At 49.5% G+C, this 26,464-nt stretch carries 17 protein-coding genes; 15 read left to right on the forward strand and 2 right to left on the reverse strand.

What is annotated here, in order from left to right; translation table 11 throughout:
• Nucleotides 1–194: 194 nt before the first annotated feature.
• Entirely contained in the window at nucleotides 195–1,958 is a 1,764-nt protein-coding gene (locus tag ACFVRY_RS09415; protein ID WP_387499500.1) for a cache domain-containing sensor histidine kinase, read from the reverse strand.
• A gap of 283 nt (nucleotides 1,959–2,241) precedes the next feature.
• Between ACFVRY_RS09415 and ACFVRY_RS09420 the strand changes: the two genes are divergently transcribed.
• From ACFVRY_RS09420 to ACFVRY_RS09455, 8 genes are all read left to right on the forward strand, one after another.
• Complete coding sequence (locus tag ACFVRY_RS09420; protein WP_066373542.1) at nucleotides 2,242–3,198, forward strand: ABC transporter permease; 957 nt, start codon at nucleotides 2,242–2,244, stop codon at nucleotides 3,196–3,198.
• Nucleotides 3,199–3,223: 25 nt separating this feature from the next.
• Entirely contained in the window at nucleotides 3,224–4,114 is an 891-nt protein-coding gene (locus tag ACFVRY_RS09425; RefSeq protein WP_387499502.1) for a carbohydrate ABC transporter permease, read from the forward strand.
• Nucleotides 4,115–4,253: 139 nt separating this feature from the next.
• On the forward strand, nucleotides 4,254–5,867 hold the full coding sequence (locus tag ACFVRY_RS09430; protein ID WP_387499504.1) for an extracellular solute-binding protein: 1,614 nt from the start codon (nucleotides 4,254–4,256) through the stop codon (nucleotides 5,865–5,867).
• Between the two features lie 283 nt (nucleotides 5,868–6,150).
• On the forward strand, nucleotides 6,151–7,044 hold the full coding sequence (locus tag ACFVRY_RS09435; RefSeq protein ID WP_387499506.1) for an ABC transporter permease: 894 nt from the start codon (nucleotides 6,151–6,153) through the stop codon (nucleotides 7,042–7,044).
• 4 nt (nucleotides 7,045–7,048) lie between these two features.
• Nucleotides 7,049–7,945, forward strand: coding sequence for a carbohydrate ABC transporter permease (locus tag ACFVRY_RS09440; RefSeq protein ID WP_387499508.1), 897 nt, complete (start codon nucleotides 7,049–7,051; stop codon nucleotides 7,943–7,945).
• Nucleotides 7,946–8,016: 71 nt separating this feature from the next.
• A complete protein-coding gene (locus ACFVRY_RS09445) occupies nucleotides 8,017–9,669 on the forward strand; it encodes a type 2 periplasmic-binding domain-containing protein (protein ID WP_387499510.1) in 1,653 nt (550 codons plus the stop codon).
• A 140-nt stretch (nucleotides 9,670–9,809) separates the two neighbouring features.
• Nucleotides 9,810–11,609, forward strand: a complete 1,800-nt coding sequence (locus ACFVRY_RS09450; RefSeq protein ID WP_387499512.1) for a cache domain-containing sensor histidine kinase — start codon at nucleotides 9,810–9,812, stop codon at nucleotides 11,607–11,609.
• Between the two features lies 1 nt (nucleotide 11,610).
• Nucleotides 11,611–13,233, forward strand: coding sequence for a response regulator (locus ACFVRY_RS09455; RefSeq protein ID WP_387499514.1), 1,623 nt, complete (start codon nucleotides 11,611–11,613; stop codon nucleotides 13,231–13,233).
• Nucleotides 13,234–13,326: 93 nt separating this feature from the next.
• Here ACFVRY_RS09455 and ACFVRY_RS09460 read toward each other — a convergent pair whose 3' ends face one another.
• Nucleotides 13,327–14,220, reverse strand: coding sequence for an AraC family transcriptional regulator (locus ACFVRY_RS09460; RefSeq protein ID WP_387499516.1), 894 nt, complete (start codon nucleotides 14,218–14,220; stop codon nucleotides 13,327–13,329).
• A gap of 161 nt (nucleotides 14,221–14,381) precedes the next feature.
• On the opposite strand from ACFVRY_RS09460, the gene ACFVRY_RS09465 reads away from it, so the two are divergent.
• The 7 genes from ACFVRY_RS09465 (at nucleotide 14,382) to ACFVRY_RS09495 (ending at nucleotide 26,452) form a co-directional block, all read left to right on the forward strand.
• Nucleotides 14,382–17,714, forward strand: a complete 3,333-nt coding sequence (locus tag ACFVRY_RS09465; RefSeq protein WP_387499518.1) for a DUF5107 domain-containing protein — start codon at nucleotides 14,382–14,384, stop codon at nucleotides 17,712–17,714.
• A gap of 147 nt (nucleotides 17,715–17,861) precedes the next feature.
• The gene (locus ACFVRY_RS09470) at nucleotides 17,862–18,800 is read left to right on the forward strand and encodes an aldose epimerase family protein (RefSeq protein ID WP_387499520.1); all 939 of its coding nucleotides are present in this window, start codon (nucleotides 17,862–17,864) and stop codon (nucleotides 18,798–18,800) included.
• A gap of 1,042 nt (nucleotides 18,801–19,842) precedes the next feature.
• Entirely contained in the window at nucleotides 19,843–21,633 is a 1,791-nt protein-coding gene (locus ACFVRY_RS09475; protein ID WP_387499522.1) for a sensor histidine kinase, read from the forward strand.
• Complete coding sequence (locus tag ACFVRY_RS09480) at nucleotides 21,626–23,215, forward strand: response regulator transcription factor (protein WP_387499524.1); 1,590 nt, start codon at nucleotides 21,626–21,628, stop codon at nucleotides 23,213–23,215. The genes ACFVRY_RS09475 and ACFVRY_RS09480 overlap by 8 nt, the downstream gene beginning before the upstream one ends.
• A gap of 127 nt (nucleotides 23,216–23,342) precedes the next feature.
• Nucleotides 23,343–24,671 carry an ABC transporter substrate-binding protein gene (locus ACFVRY_RS09485; protein ID WP_387499526.1) on the forward strand — a complete coding sequence of 443 codons (1,329 nt, stop codon included), beginning with the start codon at nucleotides 23,343–23,345 and terminating at the stop codon, nucleotides 24,669–24,671.
• A 75-nt stretch (nucleotides 24,672–24,746) separates the two neighbouring features.
• Entirely contained in the window at nucleotides 24,747–25,634 is an 888-nt protein-coding gene (locus tag ACFVRY_RS09490; RefSeq protein ID WP_387499528.1) for a carbohydrate ABC transporter permease, read from the forward strand.
• Nucleotides 25,634–26,452: a carbohydrate ABC transporter permease gene (locus tag ACFVRY_RS09495; RefSeq protein WP_387499530.1), complete on the forward strand. Its 819-nt coding sequence runs from the start codon at nucleotides 25,634–25,636 to the stop codon at nucleotides 26,450–26,452. The genes ACFVRY_RS09490 and ACFVRY_RS09495 overlap by 1 nt, the downstream gene beginning before the upstream one ends.
• Nucleotides 26,453–26,464: the final 12 nt, after the last annotated feature.

Here is a 26,464-nt window from a genome sequence, read left to right on the forward strand (position 1 = left end):
TTCTGGTCAATTGCTCATCATAGGTCAAACCTACGCAAGGAGTGTAACGGACTGTACAGCCGTTATGTGCAATCCAACCGGGTTTTGGGCATGTTACGGACTCCAGTGCCGCTATTTACTTCAGAACCTCGCATTTCGATCAGACAGCCTACCCATAGGGTCATCTGAGTCCATTAGCAAATGCTACGCCCCCACTACAACATTACCTTTTGCGGCAGACGGATCTGGACTGTGGTCCCTATGCCCAGCCGACTATACACTTTTACACCGTAACGCTCCCCGAATTTCAGTTTGATCCGCCGATCTACGTTCGAAATGCCATAGCCCCGTCCGGGTTTGTCCTCCAGCAGTGTTTGTAGCTTCTCCGGCTTCATTCCCATGCCGTCATCGATCACGGACAGGATAATGTCGTTGTCCTCGATGATCCCTTTGATGTGAATATTCAGCGGGCTCTCCTGATTCCACACGGCATGAATGACCGCGTTTTCAATAAAAGGCTGCAAGGTCAGCTTCACCGTAGAGTAGGGCAGAATGGCTTCATCAATCGTGTAGGTAATGTTCAGTTGTCCTTTGAAGCGTATCAACTGAATGGCATTGTAGCTTTGCGTCAGCCTAATTTCTTCATTGATCGTCAGAATACTCTTCCCTTTATTGAGAGAGATGCGGTAGAACTTGGCCAAATTCAGGACCATATCCTGAATCCGCTGATCCTGATGCTTAATAGCCAAGGAGGAAATGGACCCCAAGGTATTGTACAGGAAATGAGGGTTAATCTGCGCTTGCAGCAGATCCAGCTCCGCTTCCTTCCCCAGCAGTTCCTTCTGGTACACCTCGGTGATGAGGCTTTTCAGGCGGTTCGTCATTTGCCGGAAGGCAAAATGCAGCTGTCCAATCTCATCATTGCCAAGTTGCTCATCCTTGCTCGTATTGAAATCGCCTCGCTCAATACGCCGGATCATACGGATTAACATGCGGATGCGTTTGCTGAACAGTGACGCAGTGATATAAATAAGCAGCAGAGCCACACCAATAAAGGCCAGTGAGATTTTGATGATAATTTGCGATAATGAGCGAGCATCCTTGATGATGCTGTCATAAGGAAAGATAGATACCGTCTTCCAGCCGTTTTTGAGCGTATTGTAGACGGCAAAAGCCTTGACCCCGTTGTACGTGGTATCGAATCTGCCTGATGACGCCTCATCAAACTTATGGTCCAGCAGCTGCGGCAGGCTAGTGTTCAACAGCTGTTTGTCAGCAGAAGACAGGATCACACCGTCATTATTGATGATAAAAATGTCTTTCCCGCCTCCACCGGCCTCTTTCTCCATTAAGGAGTAAATGACCGATTCGGAAATACTGAAGACAAGAATTCCGTAAGGATATTGGTTGCGGTTATTATTCAGTTGTCTGGCCAGTGTGAACATGGCGGGACTATCCTGGGTTTGCGGCGTGGACAAATGAACAATGTTCCCGTAAGTATGCTGCAGCTGTTTGAACAATTCTGTCTTTTCAACTTCCGGTGTAACCGGTTTGATATAGTAGTTGTCTTTGGGTAGCGATGCATTATTTGAATAAATGAATACGCTATCAAAATCAGGGTAGGCAGCCATCACCGTGTCAATTCGATTGGCAATGTATTTGTAGACATCCAGGTAAGAAGGGTCATCCTGATATTCGCTTGTGAGATAACTGGCCAGTCTATTATCCAAATAAATAGAAGCTGAAATATGTTCATAACTATCCAGCTTGTTCTCCAGATTCTTGGTGATCTGGGCGGTTGAATTCATCATATTGATATAGATTTGATCCGTGAGCTTGGACTTTGTCAGCTCGAATGATATGTAGGCTAACAGCATCATTGGAACAATGGTGACCAGGACAAACACCAGGAACAGCTTGGAACGAAAGCTTAGATCTAGGAAAGGCATATAGAAGTATTTTTTATAAAACTGACGCATCGAAGAAGCCCTTTCTCTAAGGAGTATTTGGTGTGCCGTAATGTCTAACAGGTAGTGCTATACATATTTTCCCTGACTCACAAAGACAAGTTTGCCAAGTTTATCATAGCAGACTGAATATCGAAATCCAACAATAGTTTGCGGCAAAACATCTTTAAAAAGCGGTATCTTTCGGAGGATTCAAGTATAGAAAGGAACCTGTGGCGGCCTTAAGATAAGGAGGAGAGAAGTAAAGCCAAGAGATGGCTAGGCATGCTGTGTAAAGAGAAAGGGAGGGTATTTGATGTATAAAGCAAGCGCTATCAAAACAGTCAGGGGCAACGGTCTGTGGTACAGACTAAAAGAACAAAAGTGGTTATTTGTCCTTATGTTCCCTGCCTTTATTGCGACATTGCTGTTTTCTTACGGTCCTATGTTTGGATTGTATATGGCATTTACGAATTATCAGCCGGGTGGAGGATCGTTTTTACACCAGTTCTTCGGTGCTGAATTTGTTGGCTTAAAGTGGTTTGAATATTTCTTTAGTACAGGAGATTTCTATCGGGTAATGCGGAATACGCTTGCAACAAGCTTGCTGACGCTGTTATTCGGATTTCCTGCTCCAATCATACTTGCATTGATGCTGAATGAAGCCAAACAAGGATTCTTCAAGCGTTTTACACAGACGGTTTCTTATCTGCCGCATTTTATCTCCTGGGTTATCGCAGCGAACATTGTAATTACACTGCTTGCCTCCGATGGAATGCTTAACAACTTCCTGGTTATGCTGGGAGTGGTCAAAGAACCGGTGGCCTTCCTACAGAATGGACCGTTGTTCTGGTGGATTATCGCCTTATCTAACATGTGGAAAGAAATGGGTTTCAGCGCAATTATGTATCTTGCAGCGATTTCGGCGATTAACCCGGAGCTTTACGAAGCAGCAAGAGTGGATGGAGCCAGCCGGTTCCGCCAAATGTGGCATATTACGCTGCCAGCCCTGCGCCCAACCATTGTAATTCTGGGAATTCTCGCAGTCGGTGGCATTCTGAACGCAGGTTTCGAACAGCAATACCTGCTGCAAAATAATACAGTCCTTGAATATTCCGAAGTTATTGATATTTATGCTTATAAATATGGACTACAGAACAGCATGTTCTCTTACGGGGCTGCCGTAGGGATGTTTAAATCAGTCGTCGCCTTTATTCTCGTAGTGATTGTGAATAACATTTCCAGAAAAGTGAACGACCAGGCGTTGTTCTAAATAAAACAGGAGAGGAGCGCTTGCGATGGTTTCAAGTAGATTCGGAGATCATATCTTTAAATTCTTTGTGTACCTCATTCTCACAATTGTATTGCTAGTTACATTCCTGCCTTTTTGGAACATTCTCGTTCTTTCATTAAATAGCGCGGAGGATACGGTAAGAGGAGGCGTCTACTTATGGCCAAGAGCGTGGACGCTGGACAGCTACAATCAGATATTGAAAGACAGTGAGATCATGAACGGTCTCTGGGTAACCGTAAAACGGACTATAATCGGTGCACCGCTGTCAGTCCTCGTCATTACGATGCTGGCTTATCCGCTAAGCCGCCGGAATTTGGTAGGGCGCAAAGGATGGAACCTTTACTTCGTCTTCACGATGTATTTTGCCGGTGGTCTGATTCCTTATTATATGGTTCTGAAAGCGCTGAACATGATTGATACATTCTCCGTATTCATTCTGCCGAGCTTGATGAACGTCTTCTATATGATTATCGTACGGACCTTTATGGAGGGGTTGCCTTATGAGATTGAAGAGTCAGCAAAGGTAGACGGAGCGAACGATTTGACGATTTTCTTCCGGATTGTCCTGCCGCTGACAACACCTGTACTTGCAACCGTCGGACTCTTCCAGGCCATTGGACATTGGAATTCCTGGTTTGACTCCTATGCGTTCACCTACAGCTCAGACCTGAAGACCTTGCAAGCCGTACTTGTTAAAATATTAAGTCAGTTCCAGACGGGAAGTATGGTGTCACAGACGCAGATGCTAGCCAACTCGGCCAAGCGGAATGCTGTCTCAAGCGATACGATCCGGATGGCAGCGACGATGGTTGCGACCTTGCCTATCGTGCTTGTATATCCATTCCTGCAAAAGTACTTCGTCAAGGGTATGACTTTGGGTGCCGTTAAGAGTTAATATGGTTAAATAAAACCGAACGCCAGCTGGAGAAGACTTGTCCGGCTGGCGGCCCTGAAGGGGGGTGAGGTGACAGACTTGCTTGGTTGCTTGAACGACATGTAAAGTAACTTATTCAATGGGAGGAATTAGGGTGTCAATGATAAAGAAAAACAGATGGATGAGCGTGGGTATTACGGCTGCACTAGCTGCTGGTTTACTGGCGGGATGTGGTTCAAACGACGGAAAAGACAATACAAACCAAACGGCCGGAGACAATAAAAAAGAAGAGCCGATCACACTAACCTGGTTTGATTCTAATACAAAGGGAGAGCCCTTTACTGATGCTGTAGCACAGGAAATTACTAAAAAGACTGGCATTTCGCTCTCTATACAACAACCTACCGGAAACCCTACAGAGAAGCTGAGCTTGATGCTCGCCAGTGGTGACTACCCGGACGTAGTGGTAATGAGCCGTGGGGATGCTTCACTCGATAAGTACATTACAAGCGGAGCATTCGTACCGCTCGATGAGTTGATTGAGAAATATGGTTCTGATGTGAAAGAAATGTATGGCGATACATTGACTAAAACACGCTATAAAGACGGCCAAAACTATTATTTGGCGAACTGGTATGGACTGGATAGTGATCCTGTCTTCGGGATGTTGATGAGAAAAAATCTGCTTTCGGAGTTGGCTCCGGATAAGGCAGATGGTTCTACGCCACTCACCACTGACGATCTGGAAACAATATTGAAAGATTTTAAAGCGAAACACAAAACTATTGATGGAAAAGAATCCGTTCCTATGACAATGAACGGTGAGAATATGGGCGCCAATCTTGGAACGTTCAAAGGCATGTGGGGCCTGAAAACCTACTACGATAACAATGGGAAATTGCAGTATGATGTGAAGGATCCTAAGTATCGTGAGATGCTGCTCTATGTGAACCGATTGTATAGAGAAGGTCTGATCGAGAAAGAATTTGCTATTAGTAAAACGCAAACATGGATTCAAAAGCTGGCTACTGGCGCAGTATTCTCCTCACCAGGCGCTTATTGGGATCCAGGTAATGGTAATGGAGCTTTGAAGAAGGATGGCGGTGTAGATAACCAACTCTTCCCTTACAAGGTTGTCGCACCAGGTACAGATCCTGCCCAAACGACATTTGGACCAAGAAGCTCGCTTGGATGGGATGCAATCGCTATCACGAAGAATAACAAGCACCCAGAAGAAACGATGAAACTGTTCAACTTCCTGTCAAGTGATGAAGGTCAGCATTTGCTGCTGTGGGGCCAAGAAGGAACCAACTACACGGTGGTAGATGGCAAAAGAGAACCGGACCCTGCATTCTTGCAAAGCTTCAAAGACAATTGGGATGATACCGTGAAGAAGAGCGGCGTTCGCAAATGGCTGTGGTTCATCAAGAATGGTCTAGATCCAAATGGTCAGCCATACGATATGCCGGTTAAATTCCAACGCAACGAAGTAGATGAAATGGCGATCAAGAACCTTGGGGATTCCGTTTGGGATACAGCGGAATATGATAACCTGACTCCTGATGGCGGAACACCTGAAGCACTGACAGCTCAGAAGGTTAAAGATATTATGGAACAAAGCACTACGAGAGTAATTATTTCTCCTACTGAAGCTGAAGCCAATGCCACATTCGACAAGATGCTTGAGGATATGAAAAAGGCTGGCGATGAGAAAGTAGAAGAGATTATCAACCAGAAGCATGAAGAACGTATGAAGCTATGGGGCGGAAAATAATTAGCCCAGTTCCTTAATTAAAAAATAACCCGTAAGACGAACCTCTGCTGAGGCGACGTGCTTACGGGTTATTTTTTTGCTGTCCTTCATACCGATGTTAAAATAGTACATTCTCTGAGCGAATCTACTACAAGAAATGAAACGCTTTAGCTGATACACTTTCTTTCAGCCATCAAGTTCCAATCAAAACGACAAAAATCCAATCGTTGTTATATGGATACGCTTACAGCACGGCACTATAATGACATTACAAGATGATTAACGTGCTGAAAGAGGTGATGAAATGCTTGCAAGACTCTCTAAATACCGCTGGCAATATGTAATGATTCTGCCGGCTGTAGTGCTGTTGTTTCTATTCAGTTATATTCCGATGGCCGGCATTCAAGTCGCCTTCAAGGATTTCCATATCGGGGGGACGATCTGGAACAGCCCTTGGGTAGGGCTGGAGAACTTTTCTTTCTTGCAGGATGACCAATTCTGGATTGTAGTGAAAAATACGATTTGGATCGCTCTGCTCAAATTTATATTCGGGTTCCCTGCACCGATCATACTGGCATTGCTCATTAATGAAGTTAGAAATAACGCCTTCAAGCGGTTCGTACAATCCGTCAGTTATCTGCCCCACTTCTTCTCATGGATCGTGGTGGCTTATATCCTTCAATCCCTACTGACCCTGGATGGCGGCCTTGTCAACCAGCTGATCGTCAATATGGGTGGAGATCCGGTCTTCTTCCTCGGCTCGACCCAGTGGTTCCGTCCGATGATTGTAGCCAGCGGCTTGTGGAAAGAAGTGGGCTGGAATACGATTCTGTATCTCGCAGCAATCACGACGATTGACCCGCAGCTCTATGAAGCGGCGAAGGTGGAAGGCGCAGGCAGACTCGCTCAGATTCGCCATATCACGCTGCCGGGTATGATGCCGACCATTGCGATTGTACTGATCCTCAGCATGCCGAGCTTGATCGCAGTGGGTATGGATCAGATCTATCCGCTGATGAACCCGGCCAACCAGCCGGTTGCGGATGTGCTGGATACGTATATTTTACGCAGCGGCTTGCAGCAGGGCTACTTTGGAATGGCTACTGCGATCGGCCTGTTATCTTCAGTGATCAGCTTGATTCTGGTACTCGTTACGAATCAGCTGGCCCGCAAATTCAATGGGGAAGGGCTGTGGTAGAGAGATGAAGACTTCGTTAAGAGATAAAACAGCTCAGATAATCATTATTGTTCTACTGTCCCTGCTCTGTGTAACAGTTATCTATCCGTTCCTGTATATGCTGGCAGTCTCCCTCAACGTCGGTAGCGATGCTGCCAAGGGCGGGGTGTATCTATGGCCGCGGGAGTTCACACTGTACAATTATGAAATTGTCCTTGGCAACGTTGTAATCCGCCATGCTTACCTGATCACGATTGCCCGGACGTTGCTGGGGACGCTGATCGGACTTGCGGTGACGCTCCTGATGGCGTTCGGCATATCTTACCGGTTGCTGCCATTCAGAAAGCAGATTCTTGCTTACGTTCTGCTCACGATGCTCTTTAGCGGCGGATTGATTCCGCTGTACATTCAGCTGAACAATCTGTCTCTGCTGAATTCCTTCTGGGTATATATTATTCCGTCGGCCTTCTCGGCTTGGAACATGTTCGTTATGATGAAATTCATTCAGGGCATTCCCGAGGCGCTAATAGAGTCCGCTGAGATCGACGGCGCGAATCCGCTGCGGATTTTGTTTGTAGTCGTGCTGCCGCTTTCGAAGCCTATGCTGGCGGCCATTGGATTATTTACCGCAGTAGGTCATTGGAATGACTGGTTTGCCGGCGCATTCTATGTCAGTGATCAGAATCTCATTCCGGTGCAGACGTTCCTGCAGCAGCTCTTGTCCGCTCAGGATATCTCGACAGTGCTGGGCTCCAACAATAACCAGGAAGCACTGGCACGGGGAACGATGCTCTCCAACGTCACGCTGATGTCCATTAAGATGGCTACCGTAATGGTGAGTGCAATTCCAATTCTCTGTGTGTATCCGTTCCTGCAAAAGTATTTTGTCAAAGGGGTTCTCATCGGTTCCGTCAAGGGATGAGGCAACTCTTGTATTAGTGGGTATGAGGCAACAACAATATACCAATCTGTTATCCATGAGGGGGATAAATAGTGAATCTACGTGGCTGGAGAAATAAAGGGGCGGCGGTACTCAGTACTGCCATGCTAGTTTCCGTACTGTCCGCATGCTCAGGCGCTGCAGGTACATCTGGCACAGATGAAGGCGCCAGCGGTTCCAAGACATTCAAGCTTTGGCTCGGCTGGTCGGCGACTGTCAACAATGACAGCATGGTACAGAAGTATTGGAGAGAGAAAGAGCCGGGTATCAACGTTCAATTGGAGTCTACGCAGGGTGATGCTATGACTCAGTTAAATCTGAAGCTGAACACCGGCGGTTTTGAGGATGCAGCCATTTTCTCTCGCGGCGATGTGGTGACCAATGCCATGATTCGTTCGAAGAGCGTTCTTCCGCTCGAGCAATATTTCGATATGCCGGATAAATATCCAAGTCTGGCAGCCATCCCTAAAGTATATCTGGATAAAATGAAGGATGCCGACGGTCACATCTGGTCGATCCCGACCTGGTTCGATCAAGATCCTAAAGACCCTTGGCCGGGCTGGGCTTCCTTGGGCTGGTTCGTCCGCAGCGACGTGCTGGAGAAGGTAGGCATGACCAAAGATGATCTGAAAACGATTGATGGTGTGGAGAAGTATCTGAAGCTGGCAGCAGGTCAGAAGGATGCATCCGGCAAAAATCTGCTTCCGCTCAGCTTCATGTCTGATGCCAATGACGAGAACGTTGTTCTCAGTACCTTCGGTGTGACCGTCAGCTCGGCAGGCGGTGTAATTCCTGTAGAGAAGAAGGGTAACGATTACGAATTCATCTATGACAACCCGGAGTACAAAGCGGCATACCAATGGATGAACAAAATGTACAGAGAGAACCTGCTTGATCCTGAAGCGATTACGGATAAGAAGGAACGCTACAAGGAGAAGAACAAAACGGGTCGGGTAGCTATGAACGTAGGCGGATTCTTCAACATGGACGCTTCCCTGTGGGAAACATTGGATGGCCCAACCGAACCGGCGTGGTTCTATGATGTCATTCCTTACCCGAAAGTTCCGGGTGCTCCGCATGTCGGCGCGAATCAAATTATCAATCCTTATCCAGCAAATGATGTATACATCAACAAAAACACCAAGAATCTGGATGCAATCCTGTCCTTCTTTGATTACACATTGCAGCAGAAACCTGAGCAGCAGCAAGTAGCGAACGAAGGACCAGCCGGAGTGTTCTGGGATTGGGTAGATCAGCCGCTGGGTAAATGGACATACACAGATGCCAAGTACAAAGAGCTGCATGATTCTGGAGACTCTGCCAAGAAAGCAAGTACGACACCGGAGCTATATGCGACCTCTTCTTACAGCAACAAATGGTATCCTTGGTGGAACTACGGCGTAACCGATCCTAAGGGCAGACTCAAGACGATCGAATTCACCGAAAGTATCGGTAAAATGGGCGGTGCCCGTGTGGCCGAGGACTATGATATGGTTAAAGCTAAACCGGGCGGTCTTTGGGAAAAGTATCTGCCGGAGCTGGAAAACGTACGCAAGGAATATAAGGCTAAGCTGATCATGGCTAAGGATGAGGCCGGGTTCGAACAGGCCTGGACAGAATTCCAGAGTGCCTTGGAGAAGCGCGCACACTGGAGCGAGCTAAAGAATGAATGGCATGAGGAACTGCAAGCACAGGCAAACAAGTAATATGCAGCACCGCCGGATGACGGCGGCTCCTGTCAGGACATCGAAGAACGGGGACCTTCCTTTTTTGGGGGAAGGGCTCCCGTTTATTCCTGTTTTAAGACGGTTTTATACATGAGGGGATAGCGGGAGGAGGAACTTTCTTGAGACAATGGTTGGAGCGCAGGATTATCGGGTTCACGCAAGGGATGGATCTGTACGGCAAAATTTTATCTATGTATATTCTGATTCTGCTGATTCCGACGCTGCTGCTTGGTAGCGGTGCCATTTATCTGGTCATTCAAAGCTTTCATAACAGCTTTCTGGCTACGGTTGATGAGGCAGTCCGGCAGACGGCGCGCAATGTGGATTTTGGCAAACAGAGCTATGACCTGTTAGCTGTCCGCACCGCTACCGATGGTGAACTTGTGTCCCGGCTGGGGCGGGAGTACACTGACCGGGCGGATATTGTGGATACGGTTAACTATGTGGATCGGACGTTTCTGGTTACAAGCAAATATTTGCCGGGAATCGCGGATTTCCGTATCTATCACACCAATGACACACTGGTGCAGGACGGACAGCTGCTGTGGCGCCCGGAGGGCCGTCCTCTAGCCGGACGGGATGAACAATCCTGGTTCGAAGAGGTGGTACACTCCCCGGATTCGCTGCATTGGGCCAGTGTTCCCGGCAACCCGGAGCAGATCGTCCTTTCCCGTAAAATTATCAGCCCAACGGGCAATATTTTGGGTGCGGTCTATATCCTGTTGAATTATGATGCAGTCTTCGGTGATCTGCTAGGGCAGCCGTTTAACGACAACGGGAGCCTGTATGTGGTCGATAGCTCTCGTCAGATTCTGGCGGGGACAAACCGCGAAGTCATCGGGAACCGCATGCTGCCGGATGAAGCGGCCGGAGGGAAGGCAGATAAACTGGCGAATGCCAACGTCTACAATCCGCATGAAACCAAAGCGCTCGTGATCAGTAAGCCGCTATCTTCAGGCTGGCAGGTTGTTGCTGTCATTCATGCAAAATTTGTCGACGGCCAGAATTGGACAGTGCTGATTCTAATGATCAGTATTATGGCCTTCTTCCTGCTCCTGTCCATTTTCCTGATGCTGACTATTATCAAGAACATCGTGCTGCGCATTCGCAGGCTGGGCAACCGGATGAGCGATCTGTCCCGCGGCGAATTTGAAGTCATGGTGCGAAGCTCCGGGCATGATGAGCTGGGCGAACTGGAGAATATCTTCAATTCCATGTCCGGCCGGCTGGGCAAGCTGGTGCAGGATATCCGCATGGCTGGCGTAATGGAGAAGGAGCAAGCCTTCAAGGCGCTGCAGGCGCAGATTAATCCTCACTTTGTCTATAACTCGCTGGGATTGCTTCGCTGGCGGGCACTGGATTTGCAGGATGAAGAACAGCTTCGGATTATCGACGCGCTCACCGTCTTTTACCGGCTAACGCTCAATAATAACATCAGCGTAGTGCCGATTGCAGAAGAACTTCAGCATGTTCAGGCTTATATGGAAATTCAGCAGCTTCGTTATCCGGACCGGGTGCAGGTAGAATGGGAGATAGACGATGAGGCTCTTCGTTATTTTACCGTCAAGACGATTTTGCAGCCGATTGTAGAGAATTGTTATCAACACGGTTCCATTACCCGTAAGAAAGAGGCTCTGATTATTATTTCTGTACGGTATGAACAGGAGAATATTGTGCTCACCGTCTTTGACAACGGGAAAGGAATCCCGCCAGAGGAGCTGGAGGATGTCCGGAAGGGACGAACGGTGAGTAAAAATAGAAGCAACGGCTTCGGGACAGCCAATATTAAGGAGCGGCTCAGTCTTTATTTTGGCGGGGAAGCGTCATTTGAGGTCGAGAGTGAAGCAGGCGAGTGGACGCTGGTGAAGATCAAGTTCCCGGCTTGTGCCGAACCAATGAGTCTGGGAGGGGAAGTGTAACATGCTGAAGGTACTAATTGTGGATGATGAACCGTCCAATGTCTATGGTCTAGTCCGTTATATAGAATGGGACAGTCTTGGGTACGAGCAACCTATGACCTGTGAATCGGGTGAGGAGGCGCTGGAGCTGCTTAAGGAGACGGCTTTTGATGTGCTGATCTCGGATGTATCCATGCCGGAAATGAGCGGGATAGAGCTGGTAGCGCATGCCAAGCGGATGTATCCTCAGCTGCAAGTGCTGATGATTAGCGGATATAACGAATTTGAGTTTGTCCGCGACGCGATTGATGTGGGGGCACAAGCTTATGTTTTGAAACCGCTTAAACTGGAGGAGGTCGCAAGCCGTCTGGCTTCCCTGCGGGTGGCACTGGAGAAGATGAATGCCATTAAGGATCAGACCCGTGAACTGGAGCAGAAAGTCTCAGAGAGTATCCGGGTGGCGAAGGAGCGCTTTGTCAGCGACCTCATTGCCGGGATTGCTCAGACGGAGGAGATGCTGTCCTCTTGGGAGCGGCTATTGGAACTGCCGCAGGTGGAGCAGGGGCTGCGGGTCATTGTCTTTGGTCTGGATCATTTTCTAACCTCGGGGCAGGAGGCGAGGGAGCGTGTTGTCCTTGGGGGGCTTTTTCGCAAAACGATTGATATCGGCCTATCCGACCTGGGTTCCCTGTTATTTCAGGGGCAGACCGCGCCTGATGAGATCGTGGTGCTGGAGCTGAATGCAAGCCCTGAGGAACGGGCGCGGATGGAGAAGCAGTTCAGTTTTATCCAGAAGATGGTGCTGGAACAGTATGGCTCCACAGTGACCGTTGGCTGTAGCCGAGAAGGCGGCGGCTGGGGAGAGGCTCAGCTGCTGTACAAAGAAGTCCGGTTCATGATGGCTCAGTCGCGCCTGATTGCTGACGGGCAGATTGCCCGGTTTGAGCAACTCGATCCTGCGGGCTTCAAGGATTACCGGCTACGTGAGGAATTGATGCCCAAGATGGTGAAGCTGATGGAAGAGGGAGATGCTCCTGGCGTGTCTAAGCATATGCAATCCATCTTCGATTTGGTGCTGCGGCAGGAACCCATATCTTTTTCACATGTGCAAGCGTTCGGCATGAGCTTCCTTAGCGAGCTGATTCGGGCACTCAAGTGGCACAGTAAAACAGAAGGAGAGATCAATATACTCATGTGGCGGCGGCTGCTGGATTGCAGCAGTACCCTGCAGATTGTTGAAGTACTGACCGAGGTTGTAGATCGTTATATGACCGAAGACCAGAATGATCAGCTCAACCAGCAGCGCAGTCTGATTCGCAGAATCGCCGTTTTTATCGAGGAGAAGGTGAAGGAGAACTGGACGGTAAAGCAGCTTGCGGAACAATTCAACCTGAATGCCAGCTACCTAAGCGTTTTATTCAAAAAAGAAATGGGGATCACCATCTCCGATTATGTCCAGGAGACCCGGATCAAGCTGGCAAGGGAGCTACTGCAGGACCCCAGCGTTAAAATCTATGAAGTAGCCGAGCAGGTCGGTATCCAGACCTCGGCGTATTTCACCTACCTGTTCAAGAAGATAGTCGGCTGTACCCCGCAGGAGTACCGGAATTATTATGCCCAGGAAGAGAGGCAGGAGAAGGAGTAAACGTTTGAACGGTTCGAATCGTTACCGGCTTTTTCAAACCCCTTTTCTGATATTGTGTCTGTTACTCTTTAGACTTGCCCTTTTGCGTATCTATTACCCTTTATGTGTGCTGCGGTATTGCGAGGGCGAGCAACCCATAATCTTCTTGAACAGTCTGGAGAAATAGTAGGGGTCCTGAAACCCCAGCCGATGGCTGATCTCCTTAATGCTGTGATCCGTCAGGTCAAGATGCTGGCAGGCCAGCTGCACCTTAAGGCGCAAGTAATAATCGATCGGCGAATAGCCGGTCGTTTTTTTGAACCTGTGGGTGAAGTGGGGGACAGAGAGGTTGCTCTCTGCCGCCAGCTCTTTGAGCGATAAATTATGCTCCAAATGCTCAGTCATAAACTTCACGGAGCGCTCAATGTCGTGCTTGTTGCGCTGCTGCTGGCTCGTGAATGGCTGAAGCTGCGAGAACTTCAGGATAGCCGCCAGATGGCAGGCGAGCTGTGAGACATAGATGATGTGGTGCAGGGTGTAGCCTTTTTGCAGCAACTCATAGCATTCATCGAATAGCTCTACGATCTTCAGGGATTTGTCGACCGGGATCGCAATCGGCTCACATGCACCATCGCTACCTGGGAAGAAATCGGCGGCGTTCTCTCCTTTCATGTGCCACCAGTAAATACTCCATGGATGCTCCGCGGAAGAGGCATATTCATGCGCCATTCCCGCTGGGATAACGACTGCAGAACCCTTTTGCAGCGTCTGTGTCTTCTGGCCTTGCACCCGGTACCAGCCTTCGCCGCTGATGCAGTAGATAATGATATAGGCGACGCTACCTTCCGGGCGTTCCCGGTAGTGATGCTGAGCTAGCGGGAAGTAGCCAATATCGGTTAGATGCAGCGGGCGGATCAGGGGATGCTGGGCATAGTCCTTAATAATATGATCCGGCAGGACGATTAATTTCTGGGCGTTGAAGCCTTCCTCAATTCGTATATTTTCCATATATACACTATGCTCGAGCGGAATTTCTTTGTCAAATCTATCAATCGTCTATAATCATCATATAGTCCATTATCCTCATGAGATAGTCAATGGTGTCTACGCGTGTTCACCCGTAAGATAAGGGTAGCAAGTGAATCCCTTACAAGAGAGGATGGGCACCCGTGTCAACAACTCAAGAAGTGAAGATTTGGGAGGAAAGTGTCGAGATTCCCACCTATGAAGTCGGACAGCCGGACAAGAATCCGATGTTCCTGGAAAAGCGGGTCTATCAAGGAAGCTCCGGACGCGTTTATCCGCTTCCTGTTATTGATAAGATTTACGATGAGAAGGTTATGAAGCCTTACCAGATGGTCTTTTTGGAAAATGAGTTCGTACAGATTCAGATTATGCCGCAGATCGGCGGACGGATCTACCGGGCGATTGATAAAACCAACGATTATGATTTTGTCTATCATAACCAGGTTATTAAGCCCGCACTGGTCGGCCTGACCGGGCCGTGGATCTCTGGCGGTATTGAGTTCAACTGGCCGCAGCATCACCGTCCCAATACCTTTGGTCCGGTAGAATACCGGCTGGAGCAGGGTGAAGATGGAAGCGCCACGGTCTGGGTCAGTGAGATTGACCGGATGAGCGGCACCAAGGTGACCGCAGGATTCACCCTGCATCCCGGCAAGGCTTATCTGGAGATTTCGGCGCAGATGTACAACCGGACACCGGAGCCACAAACCTTCTTATGGTGGGCGAATCCGGCGGTTGCCGTCAACGATCACACTCAGTCCGTGTTCCCTCCGGACGTGACAGCGGTCTTCGACCATGGTAAACGCGATGTCTCGCGCTTCCCGATAGCGACTGGTACCTATTACAAGATGGACTATTCTGAGGGTGTCGATATTTCCCGTTACAAGAACATCCCGGTGCCGACCTCTTATATGGCCTACAAGTCGGACTTTAACTTCGTGGGCGGCTATGATCATGGGGTGCAGGCTGGATTATTACATGTAGCGAACCATCACGTCTCACCGGGCAAGAAGCAGTGGACCTGGGGGAATGGTGAATTCGGCCAGGCCTGGGACCGCAATCTGACCGATGAAGACGGTCCGTATATTGAGCTGATGACTGGCGTGTTCACAGATAACCAGCCGGACTTCACATGGCTCCAGCCGTATGAAGAGAAATCCTTCAAGCAGTATTTCATGCCATATAAGGATATCGGCGTGGTTAAGAATGCTTCGATTGAAGCCGCTGTCAATCTGGAAGTGGATGAGACAGAACGCACAGCTACAGTGCTGGCCTATGCGACATCGGTCTTCGAGGGTGCCGTAATTGAGTTGAAGGGCCGAAGCCGTACCTATGTGTCCGATGAGGTGACACTCTCTCCGACCTCGACCTACAAGTCGATCATCACGCTGGACGAAGGCGATCTTCCGCATGATCTTACGGTTACGGTACGGGACGCTTCTGGCCGTCTGTTGATTGCCTACCGTCCGGCAAAGCCGTCCATTGAGCAAGTTCCGGATGCTGCAAAGCCGTTGCCGAAACCGGAAGAGCTATTGACGAATGAGCAGTTGTACCTGGCGGGTCTGCACCTTGAGCAATATCGTCATGCCACCTTTGAGCCGGAATCCTATTATCTCGAAGGGTTGAAGCGCGACCCGGATGATATCCGGATCAACACGGCTTACGGCACACTGCTGCTGCGCCGCGGACGTTATGTCGAGGCGGAGGGACATTTCCGCACCGCAGTGAAGTCGCTAACTTGGCGCAATCCGAACCCATATGATAGCGAAGCCTACTATCAGCTAGGAATGGCCTTGAAATTGCAGAACCGGAGCGAAGAAGCCTTCGCTGCGTTCTACAAAGCCGTATGGTCCGCCGCGTGGCAGGACAGCGGATATTTCTCGCTGGCTGGCATCGCTAGCGGCCAGGGGCAGTACGGTGAAGCGCTGGAGCTGGTGGAGCGTTCGCTCATCCGCAACAGCCGCAACTATAAGGCGCGCCACCTGAAGGCGGCGCTGCTGCGCAGGCTGGGTAAGCCTGCGAAGGGTCTGGCCTTTGCGGAAGAGACGCTGGCGCTCGATCCCGCTGACTTTGGAGCCGCCAACGAACGGTGGGCGGCACTGCTGGCGCTGGGCGAAGCCGCCCAGGCGGAAGCTGCACTGGCTGAACTGCAGCGCTTCATGCGCGGCGATGTTCATAACACGCTGCAGCTGGCTGCCGATTATATCGGCTCCGGCCTGTATGAAGAGGCTGTGCAGGTCATGGCACGGATCGCGCCGGATGCAGGCACATCAGCTTATCCGATGGTGCATTACACGCTCGCCTATGCCTATGCACAGCTTGGCTCGTCTGAGCTTGCGGCAGCGCATCACCAGGCCGGCAGCCAGGCGCCTGCTGATTATTGCTTCCCGAACAGCCTATTGGATCTGGCTGTACTGGAGAGCGCTATCGAGGCGGACCCTGCCGATGGCATGGCGAACTATTATCTCGGCAACTGGCTGTATGACAAGAAGCGCCATGCGGACGCCATCACCCGCTGGGAAGCGGCTGCGTCGCTCCAGAGCGATTTTCCAACGGTATACCGTAACCTGGCGCTGGCTTATTTCAACAAGCGCAATGATCCACAGGCTGCACTCCAGTCGTTGGAACGTGCTTTTGAATTGAACACAGCTGATGCCCGTGTCTTCTATGAATTAGATCAGCTCTACAAGAAGCTGGGTCGTCCTGCCGATTGGCGTTTAGCCAAGCTGGAATCCCATTCGGAGCTTGTCGGTAAGCGTGATGACCTCTACGTAGAGTTCGTGGCCTTGCTCAATTCCTTGGGGCGGCATGAAGAAGCCATATCAGCCCTGGCAAACCGTAACTTCCATCCATGGGAAGGCGGAGAGGGCAAGGTGACCGGACAGTATGTGTTCGGCCATGTGGAGCTGGGTAAGAAGAAATTGCAGGAAGGAAACTTCGAAGAAGCTGCGTCCTTACTATTAAAGGCGCGAGTCTATCCAGAGAATCTCGGGGAAGGCAAGCTGGACGGGGCGCAAGAGAACAATATTCTGTACTACCTGGGTAACGCGTATGAGGGCTTGGGCAACAGAGAGCAGGCCGAATTCTACTGGAGTGCTGCTTCGCAAGGGCTCGAGGAACCAGCGGGAGCGATGTATTACAACGATCAGCCGCCGGATATGATTTTCTATCAAGGGCTGGCTTGGCAGAAGCTTCAGGTGGAGAAGGAAAGCAAACGCCGCTTCAACAAGCTGGTAGATTACGCAGAAAAGCATTTGTTCGATGAGGTGGAATTTGATTACTTTGCCGTATCGCTCCCGGATTTCCTCGTCTTCGAGGATGATCTGAACAGACGGAATGAAATTCATTGCCGCTACATGCTGGGTCTCGGATTACTCGGCTTGGGACGTACAGAGGAAGCCAAGACAAGGTTCCAACAGGTGCTGGCGCTGGAAGCCAATCATCAGGGCGCTTTGATCCATCTTAGACTGAGCTAACGGCATATAATGAACATTGTCAAAATACCGGCAGGATAACATCGGAACATGCAACTGAAAGAATACTAGCGGGTGTATACTGGGGGATGATCATTGACAGGGCTGTTCTGCGATGATCATGCTTTGGTGTCCAGAAGGAGGGGCATCATGACACATTGGCTGGAAAATAAAATCGAAGGCCATGACGCCTGGATTGGCGAATCGTCACAGCTCTCGGTCTGCATTGTGCCGGGGCTGGGGGCCAAAGCGGTGTCGCTACGGAGCACCCGGACCGGGCGGGAATGGTTATGGCGCAGTGAAAAAGCACTCGGGAATGAAGGATATGGTTCCCCCTTCCCAAGTGGGGATGAGAGTGGCTGGGATGAGATGTTTCCCTGCATCGACGCCGGTGAGTATCCGCTGGCGCCTTGGCAAGGCAGGCCAATCCCCGATCATGGAGAGGTTTGGTCTCTTCCGTGGGAAGCGCACAGCACAGGGTTCACCCTGCACTGTCAGGTAAAAGGTGAGCAGTTCCCATACCTGCTGGAGAAAACCTATTCCTTCACAGCGGATGGCGCGCTGCGGATAGACTATGCTGTCACGAACACATCCACTGCACCATTCTCCTTCCTCTGGGCGGCTCATCCGCTGCTGGAGGTTCAGGCGGGGATGAAGCTGCATGTGCCAAATAGTCTCGATGAGATCGAGATTTCCTATTCGGCAGAGGAAAGGCTCGGCGTCTTTGGAGACAGACAGCCTTGGCCTCTGGCGTCTAGCTCTGGCGGAACCGTCGATTTGAGTATGACGGAAGCAAATGAGGGACGATTTGCCGAGAAATATTATTTCACCGGCAGGGCGGAGAGAGGCCTCGCAGCGGTCAGCGATCCTGCGACCGGAGAGTCCATCACGTTCAGTTATCCCGCTGAACAGGTTCCTTACCTGGCCGTTTGGGCCAATTACGGTGGATTCGGCGGCAATTATCAGCTTGCGCTGGAACCGGCCACCGGACGGATGGATCATCTCGGGGAGGCCGTGCGGCGCAGCGAGGTCGCCGTTGTTGCCGGCGGCGAAGTGTACCGCTGGCACCTACAGGTGAGCCCTCTTTAAACTGGGAAATTTAATATATATAAAATGAATTAAAGAAGATAACAACTATATAAGCCGAACAAATGAAAATTACAAAACGCGAAGATGAGCGAAGGGGAAAGTTTGGAACTGTAGGAGCGGGAGCACTCGCCTGAAAGCTTTCCATAGGAAAGCTAGCAAAGGTAGCATATGCCTGAAAGTATTCCATAGGAAAGCTCGCATCGGAATATAGATTGTCAGCAGCAAGACCTATAATCCATGGCTGATCAAATTCAGCGATGTCGTCAGAAGCGGTAAATTCTCCTTCTCGAGTCGTCTTAACGGTGAATAAGAGGGGCAAATTCGCAACTAAGAGCATTTTTGTGCCTTATTTTCCTTGGAAATAGAAAAATGAGTCAAATAAGAGTATTATTGTATCTTAATTTTTGAAAAAACGCGCTGGACGGGTATTTTGGAAGAATTAAGGTACGAAAATGCACTTAATTTCCATTAACCCTTAGCTGTAGAGGATTTAAGGTACAAAAATGCCGTTAATTACACCGTGATCCGTTTTGTATACGCTCTCTTTTTCTTGGTAATGGTTGTTTTTTAATTGCGTTCTAAATAGGGAGAAAGACTGCGGAGGGAAGGTTTGGAGCTGTAAGAGCGGTAGCGTATGCCTGTAAGCTTCTATAGGAAGCTAGCACCGGAAGCGCATGTCTGCTTTCCGCAGGAAAGCTCGCACCCGTAAGCATCATTTCACCGGATTTCAACCGCCAGAAGCGGTTCATAAAGTAGAAATCCGGGGACAACAGCAGCCGAAAGCCAAAACATTCACCGTAGTGAGGATCGAGCCGTACGTTCGGATCTTAGGTTTTGATCTTAGGCTCGGATCTTAGGTTTGGATCTTAGGTTTGGATCTTAGGTTTGGATCTTAGGTTTGGATCTTAGGTTTGGATCTTAGGTTTGGATCTTAGGTTCGAATCTTACGTTTGGATCTTAAGTTTGGATCTTTTATTTTGTCTTATATAATAAGACGAAATAAAAGAAAAAGTTCAATTTATACAGCAGGGGGGACACAGAGATGATCAGATGGCTGTTTATGAACCGGAGCATCCGGACCAAAATCGTATGGAGCAATATGGTGATTTCCCTCGTCCCTCTGCTGATTTTGTCCTATCTGTTCTACCAGACTAGCACCAGCTCGCTGGAGCAGGCGATGATCCGCAGCTCCGATCAGAATGCCGAATATGTGTCGGATAATTTGGATCAATATTTTCGCAATCTATCGACCTCGGCACTTCAGGTTTATGGCTTCAAGCGGGTCATTGATCTGATGGAGAACGGTACGAACTATAGTGACGCCAACATTATGGACATCAGGGAGTCGCTGGCGGGATACTATCGGCTTGTGGTTAGCAATAATGCCGATATTATCAAGATTACTGTGCTCGGAAGTGATAACACTGTTCAGGACAGCTGGTCCAGAGCCGACAGCTACAATGTCATTGCCCTGAACGATCAGGTTCCCCATTACCGGGAGATTCCTGATCTGCCTTTCCAGCACTCCCTGATGTTCACTTATACGGATCCTGTGATTGAGCAGGATCTTTTTGTGTATGCGATGACTATATACGACCCTTTTTATAAGAAGAAGTTCGGTTCGCTGGTCTTTTATGTGAAGGGCAAAGACTTCTATAAGAAAATGGAAAAGTATAACCGTGCGCCGAATGTAATCGTCTTGCAGAATGAGCGCGGAGAGACCTTTTACCGGACCAGTGAGGCCTATACCGGGGAGGTCAAGCCCTACATCCGTCCGGAGCGGATGATCGACAGTCATGCACACCAGCTGCTTTTTTCGCAGAACCGTGAATTGTTAACCAGCACCTCATACCTGGATCATGCTAACGTTGGGCTGAGTATTCTTTATCCCAGTACGGAGCTGGCGGATAACCGCAGGAACACATTGCGTATTACCATTGTTGTGCTTGTGCTGGTCATGCTCGTCATTGCAGGTTTCTCCTTGCTGGCGCAGCAGTTCATCACAAGGCCGATTCAGTATCTCGGTAAAGCGATGCGTGCTGTCCGGAGAGGGAAATTCAACACCACACTAAAGCCCAATCGTTGGCATGATGATTTGTCAGAGCTGACGGCGAACTTTAACTTCATGACAGAGAAGATCCAGGAGCTGATCGAGAAGGAGTATAAAATGCAGCTGAGGAACAAGGAAGCTCAGTTTCTGGCGCTGCAAATGCAGATTAATCCGCATTTTCTGTACAATACGTTACAGACGATCGGCGGCAAGGCGGTGCTGATCGGCGATTATGAGATTCATGAGATGTGCCGCGCCCTCGGGGATATGTTCCGCTACAGCTTCTATGAAGGCAACATGGAATCGACGCTAGGGCAAGAGCTGGCGCATCTAAACAACTATTTGTATATCCAGCAGCTTCGGTTCGAGGAATCGCTAAAGACGGAGTTTGAGGTGCAGTCAGAGCTGATGGACTGCTCCCTGATTCGTTTTATGCTCCAGCCAATTATGGAAAATACGATTGTCCATGCCTTGGGCCAAGCGGATCATCACCTACTCGTGATCGGCGTAACTGCTGTACGGGAGGGAAAGGATGTGCTGATAGTCATCCGTGATAACGGAACGGGCATGGAGGAGGAGAAGCTGGCTGAGCTGCAAGCCGCACTTTCCAGTCCTTCGCCGGAAGTGTTCTCGGGCGTCTCTATTGGACTGAGGAATGTCCATGAACGGATTCGGCTATTTTATGGCCCCCCTTACGGCCTTACGCTGGATAGCAGGCTAGGCGAGGGAACAACGGTGAAGATCCGAATTCCATATAAAAAAGCGGGGGCTGAGCATGTATAAAGTGATGGTTGTGGACGATGAACTATGGGGCCGCAGGGCGATCAGCAAGATGATCAGCGAACTGAACCTGGATGCCGAGGTCATCGCGGAAGCTAGACATGGGGAAGAGGCGCTTAAGCTGATCGGGGTCAGCAAGCCGCATATCGTGGTTACGGATATGAACATGCCGGTCATGGACGGACTGCAATTTCTGGAGCATCTTCATGAGCATCACAGCGACATCCGGGTGATTGTGATCAGCGGGTATTCCCAGTTTGAGTACTTGCGAGGCGCTATTCGTTATCAGGCCTGCGAGTATTTGCTCAAGCCGGTTTCTATCGGCGAATTGCGCAGCGCGATGATCAAAGCAGCGGAACTGAGCCGCACATTCAGGAGTCATCAGCAGCAGAAAAAGGAAGCGGTGGATCTGCTCAAGCTGAAGCGGAGCGCTTTTTTGCAAAATGTCACTGCAGAAAGGATCACTAATCCTTCAGACATCCTTAAGCATCAGGATGAATTGCAGATACCTTCTGGCCTGGAGCATTCCCGGCTGGTAGTGATGATGTTCCGGCATTTTCAGGAGACGGCCCGTACCCGGTTTCACGGCAACGCCGATCTGCTGATGTTCAGCATCGAGAACATTTTGTATGAGCTTCTGCAGGATGAACTGGCGCTGGTCTACAAATCGGATGACCGGCTGCGAATTTGCCTGGTAGTGAATGGGCCGCTGACTACCGGGACACAGGGACCTGCCTGGTTACCAGAGTTCCACAAGGCTGTTCAGCAGATGCTGAAGCTGGAGGTCTGTGCCGGACTCAGTCCGTCTTTCAGCGAGTTAGCCGAGCTGCCGCATATGTTCCGTGCTGCGAATAAAGCCATCGGGGGAGCCCGGCTGCATGATTCCGGCTGCGGTCTATACCCTGCAGAGGATCAAATCGAGGCCAGGAGCGGAGGTCTGCTAACTTCCTTTGATTTGCAGGCTCTCCGTCAAGCGGTGGCTTCCGGTAATGTGAAGGAGGTCCGGGAGCTGCTGCACAATTATTTGACAAAGGTAACGGAATGCGGAGTGATCACGGTAAGCGAGGTTCAGCAGGAACTGGCGAGAATCATGGATGTGGCGGTCTCCGAGCTGAAAGTGATGGCATCGGCTCACCCTACGGTTTTCGATCCCCAGTCCATCACAGGCATTATGGATGGCAGAGAAGTCACCTTGCTGCTGGGCCGCTGGCTGGAGGCGATTGAGGAATACAGCACGAACCGTAACGAATCCGAATCGATCCAGATGATTCAGAGCATCGCCGCTTTTTTGGATGACCATTATTTTGAAGATATCAGTCTGATTGATGTTGCCACTAGATTTCATATGGACCCAAGCTACCTGAGCAAACTGTTCAAGTCGGTGACCTCAGAGAATTTCATCGAATATCTGACCCGCAAACGGATGAAAAAGGCGTGCGAGCTGTTGCGCGCTTCTGACCGGAAAATTAGCGATATCTCCGAGCTTGTGGGCTATGAGAATCAGCGTTATTTCAGTCAGGTGTTCAAAAAGAGCACGGGACAGACGCCTTCGGAATATCGGGACAGCCATCTGCGGCGGGACTGATTACAAAAAATTGAACATCCGCTGCACCATTTATTTTATTACGGTTTCTCCCGGAAGCCGGTACGATAAAAGCAGGACATAAAGAGTCAGCGTCCAACGCTTGAACTAGATGAAGGGGGAAATTACGTTGAAAAAATGGATGTCCATCAGTCTTGGTGTCATGCTGCTGAGTACCTTGCTATCCGCTTGTGGCGGAGGCAATAATACACCGTCTGCGGGCGGGAATGCCGAAGGCGCTCCCAGCAGTGGAGGCAATACGAATACGAAGTCTGAAGAACCGGTGACGATTAAGTTCATGCACTTCAAGAGCGATTTTACCGATCAGATTGCCAAGATTGTAGAGCAGTTCGAAAGTCAGAATCCTAATATTAAGGTTGAAATACAGCCGGTCAAATACGACGATTACTATACCCTGCTCAAAACCAAGCTAGCAGGCGGTGACGTCATTGACGTCTTTACGCTAAATGCCGGTTTCAATACCCAGCTTTTTGCGGATGGCGGTTATCTGACAGATCTTACGGGCCAGCCTTTTCTGAACAACTTTGATGAAAGCGTAGTCAAAGGTCAGGCGACAGGCGATAAGAACTACGTAATGCCGCTGAACGCGAACCCGATTGCAGTGTTCTATAACAAAAAAATCTTTAAGGATCTGGGTCTTGAGGTGCCGCGAACCTATGATGCCTTGATCGCAGCCGCTGAGAAGATCAAAGCAGATGGTAAAACTCCGTTCGCCCTCGGCTGGAAAGACGGATGGACGATGACCATGTGGAATACCCGTGATCTGCCGAGCAACAGTGCCTTGGTAGAAGGCCAGCCAGACTTCTTCGAGAAGATAGAGAAAGGTCAGGCGAAGTTCGCGGACAATCCTGCGGTAAAAGCAACAATAGAGCATGCCGCGAAGCTCTTTGAACTGGGTAACAAGGATCAACTGGGCGTGGACTACAACGGCGCTGTCGATCTTTTTGCCAAAGGAAATGTCGGCATGATGTATATGGGCACTTGGCCACTCCCGGATATCGAGAAGAAGAATCCTGATCTGTACAACAATGACTTGGGCTACTTCCCGTATCCCTTCAGCAACGACGAGAGCCTGAACAAGCTGGACTTTAACGCAGACGCATCACTGGCTATCGGCAGCAAGACTGAGCACAAGGAAGCTGCGCTGAAATTCCTGGAATTCATGTCCAGCAAAGAGGGCGGGGATGCCTGGGTGGAGAACATCAAATCCTTGAGCTACGTCAAAGGAACTTCTACCGATATTGCCCCGGCCATCAAAGATTTGCAGACGTACTTCGATAATGGCCAGACCTACGATTCCCAGCTTTATTTAGCGAAGACGACCATTGACTGGCGGGCTCCATTTGATCAGAACCTGCAAAATCTGTTCTTTAAGAAAGTCACACCGGAGCAGATCATTTCCAATATGGACGACTGGTTGAGCAAGAACCATAAATAGCGCTCAGTAGACAAAGAAACGCAGGGGAAGGCACAGAGACATGCGCTGTGCTTTCTACCTGCAGGAAGAAAGGATATGAGACTTATGGGGAATGTCCAGCGTGCCCTGCGGAAAGAGATGTGGTACCTTCTTTTTATTGTGCCGGGCGTTTGTCTGTTTATTATGGCGGTTGTTATTCCGCTGATCATGGGGGCGCGTTACTCTTTTACAAGCTGGGATGGCGTGTCCAATACGTTTGCTTTTGTCGGCTGGGATAACTATGTAAAAGCGTATCAGGACCCTGATTTCTGGGCCGCTCTTGGCAATACAGCCAAATACGCGCTCGTGCTGACGCTGCTTGTGAATGTGTTTTCTCTGTTGCTTGCGTTGGTGCTGGATGCTTTTCTGCCGTTGCGCAACCTATTCCGGACAATCTTTTTCCTGCCGAGTGTGATCTCGATCGTTCTGTCCGGATTTATCTGGAACTATAACTACAGCACGGGGATTCCCCAATTGCTGAGCCACTTCGGACTGGATGTGACAAGCCCGCTTGGCAATCCTGATTATGCCTTGTTCGGGCTGATTCTTGTGGCGCTGTGGCAGGGGATCGGCTCGCCGATGATCATCTACATTGCCGGTCTCCAAGGCATTCCGCAGGAGCTCAGCGAAAGTGCCAAGATTGACGGTGCAGGGGTGTGGAAATCCTTCCGTCATATCACCTTACCTTTGCTCGCGCCTTCAGTGACCATTAATTTGTTGCTGGTGCTGACCGGGTCGCTCAAAGTATTTGATCTGGTCTTTGTAACTACGAACGGAGGGCCCGGCTTCTCCACTGAGGTTGTGTCCACGTATATCTACAGAACTTCTTTCTCTTCTTTCCAGGGCGGATACGGGATGGCGTTGTCCATGATGTTCTTCCTGATCCTGGTGGTCGTTACGGTTGTGCAAATGTCCATTTCCCGCAGACGGGAGGTGGAGATGTAATGAAAAAGACGCGAATCGCGGTTTTTGTACTGATTTTGGTGTTGGCGTTGATTTTTTTGTTTCCTTTATATATTGCTGTATTGATGTCGGTCAAAACAGCTAAGCAAACCTTTGATTCTTTTTATGCGCTGCCGTCCAGCCTTGATTTTTCTAATTATCTGCACGCTTGGCAGACCTCGAAATTCCCGGTGGCCATTACCAATAGTCTTATCATCACGGGCTTATCCGTAGTGCTGATTGTTCTGGTATCTGCCCTGGCTGGTTATTCGATCGCAAGAAGGAACAAGCCTTTTTATAACATCATATTTCTGCTGTTTTTGTCGGGAATGATGATTCCGTTTCAGGTGACGATGCTCCCATTGTATAAGCTTGGAAAATCCCTGCATATGCTCAATACGCATTGGGGTATTATCCTGATCTACGGTGGTTTTGGTATCCAGATGGGTGTACTGTTCTATACCGCCTTTATTAAGCAAATCTCGCGGGAGATTGAGGAAGCGGCCACCATTGATGGTTGTTCAACGCCAGGAATCTTCTTCCGTGTAATTCTTCCTTTGTTAAAGCCGGTGACGGCAACGGTAGTTGTGCTGAACGCACTGTACATCTGGAATGATTTCCTGTTACCTTTGCTTTATTTGCAGGACAATCAATACCGGACCATTCCGCTGCAGCAGTATTTCTTCTTCGGTCAATACAGTAGTGATCTGAACCTGGCGTTCGCTTATGCCGTCATGGGGATGATTCCGGTCATCGTCTTCTTCCTGCTGATGCAGAAATTTATCATTAAGGGGATCGCTGCAGGCGCAGTCAAAGGATAACCTGATAAATGA

The sequence above is a fragment of the Paenibacillus sp. NPDC057934 genome (genome assembly GCF_042887565.1).
Lineage (GTDB): Bacteria > Bacillota > Bacilli > Paenibacillales > Paenibacillaceae > Paenibacillus_AQ.